Source organism: Oleiphilus sp. HI0066, assembly GCF_001635725.1.
On sequence record NZ_LWFH01001083.1, the window covers coordinates 1 to 1,972 of the forward strand.

Here is a 1,972-nt window from a genome sequence, read left to right on the forward strand (position 1 = left end):
AATTTAAGGCAGGTAGGCGAACATTACTCGATTTGCTTGATGCACAAAATGAGGTGTTTGAAGCAAAAAAACAGTACTTGGCTGCCGATTACGAATACATCTATACACAATATAGAGTCATAGCGAGTATGAGTTATATTCTCGACGCATTACGCGTAAATGTTGAAGGTTCTCTCGCTCAAGAAGATTCATAGCCAACGATCAATGAGGATCAAAAAATGTACTCACGATGCTTACTCTTCATTTGTTATTTCTCATTAATCGCATGCGCTCATCACAGTACCGAAAACACTGAGGACAACCAAGAGTTCGGTTCAGGCTTACCATCAAAACATGCTGAAACCGCTCCTGAACCCTACAAAGTTGAGCCCTTTCTAAAAGAACATAAGACTCTAGATGACCAAGACGACGATGGTGTCATCGATCAAAGAGATCAGTGCGATAAGAAAAGCACAAATGCCGTGATTGATAACGAAGGTTGTGTTGAGTCTTACAATGAAATTCAAAGCATCGATTTGGGTATTCAGTTCGCGAGTAACAGTGCCGAAATTTCGAAAGAGTATTACCCAGTTATTGAAAACCTTGCGAAAACCTACAAGCAAAATCAGAAATTCATGCTTCTCATAGAGGGGCATACAGATAGCACTGGCTCTCCCTCCAGCAATCTAACACTGTCTAAAAAACGAGCCGATGCTGTTGCGAATGTTCTCATCAAGCAATATCAGATCGACTCCCAAAAAATACTTACCGCTGGGTTTGGCGCGGATCAGCCCATTGCCTCGAACGCATCAAAAGAGGGGCGACAACAAAATCGACGAATGATCGCGCACTTAATCACACAAGAACGCGTTATCGCGAAGCAATATGATATATGGACTATTGAGCTTGGTTCATCGAGCAAATCATCGACAAAGCAATTTAACGCCATCTAATCTTCCCTACTCTTCCTCTCTTTTTCAGACTCTTTTTCCTTCTCTTTCACCTTCTTATTTAGACCTCCAAATCACAATTGTTTGCCTTTTGCCTCACGTAACAACGATCAGATCTCGTTAACATAGCGTTACATTAAGGTAAATTTCGTATCACATTATTATTATAGCGAAGAGGTCGCTGCAGTGTTTTCAGTAGTGGAAGTAACAGGTCCAGTATTTTATATGGATTGGACAGGACGTCGCGTAGAAATTAGGGAGCAAGACAGCTTAACCAAGGACGACTTAGTCTCAAGCCTATCGAAACAGAGCATTACCTTAAAAAATACTGCCGGTCAGCGTTTCACTCTTGATACTGATACACCTCGTTCCGTGGAACAACTCATCAACCAGAGTTCTGCTGAGAACAAACGCAACTCGCTTCAGGCTTTAAAACATCTAGAAATTCTTAACAACGAATACAAAGGTACGATGATTTCAGACGAAGGCATCGGTGCTTATGGTCAATTTAAACGCTTGAATCAAAGCACTTCTATGCAAGCTCAAGAATATCAGGGCCGTTTCGGCTCACTGATTGTGTTTGCTACAGGAGAATGGTTCTACCACTTTGATGAAGCTACTCTTGATGGCATCAAGCTTAGCGAAGGCGCACGACAAACTGATGCTTTTACCATCAGTGTTCAAACGCGTGACTTAGATATCGACTTTGCCTTCGATATAAAACTTCAAGGTTCTGAAGACATTCCTGAGATCGTCGAAACACAACTTGAGATGTTAGAACAACACGAGAAATCAGTTGAAACGAACGTTGTTGCTGAAAACGAAATCATGTCAATGATCGATGAGTTGCTCACAATCAACTAAGAACAATACGCTCAAATTACTAAATGCGAAGCAAATGAACTGTCTGCTTCGCCATTCCCTCCAGTTTAAAGCTTTAGCTTGAGGACCTGCCGCCACTCTGAGCAGGAATAAAGCTCTCGGTTTAGCCATCGATTCCGTAAACCTTGAATAAAAATAAAATATTAACGGACGAACCATTA

Annotated in this window: 3 protein-coding genes; all 3 read left to right on the forward strand. The window is 41.4% G+C overall.

What is annotated here, in order from left to right; genetic code table 11:
* A partial coding sequence (locus A3738_RS13655) for a TolC family protein (protein WP_197473855.1) occupies window positions 1-194 on the forward strand: 194 nt, incomplete at its 5' end.
* Between the two features lie 24 nt (window positions 195-218).
* Window positions 219-932 carry an OmpA family protein gene (locus A3738_RS13660; RefSeq protein WP_068473171.1) on the forward strand — a complete coding sequence of 238 codons (714 nt, stop codon included), beginning with the start codon at window positions 219-221 and terminating at the stop codon, window positions 930-932.
* A 183-nt stretch (window positions 933-1,115) separates the two neighbouring features.
* Window positions 1,116-1,793: a VCBS domain-containing protein gene (locus A3738_RS13665; protein ID WP_156493751.1), complete on the forward strand. Its 678-nt coding sequence runs from the start codon at window positions 1,116-1,118 to the stop codon at window positions 1,791-1,793.
* The last annotated feature ends 179 nt before the right edge of the window (window positions 1,794-1,972 follow it).

Coding starts and splice junctions, on each gene's coding strand:
- A3738_RS13660 (WP_068473171.1), top strand. CDS start 219: ATGTACTCACGATGCTTACTCTTCATTTGTTATTTCTCATTAATCGCA.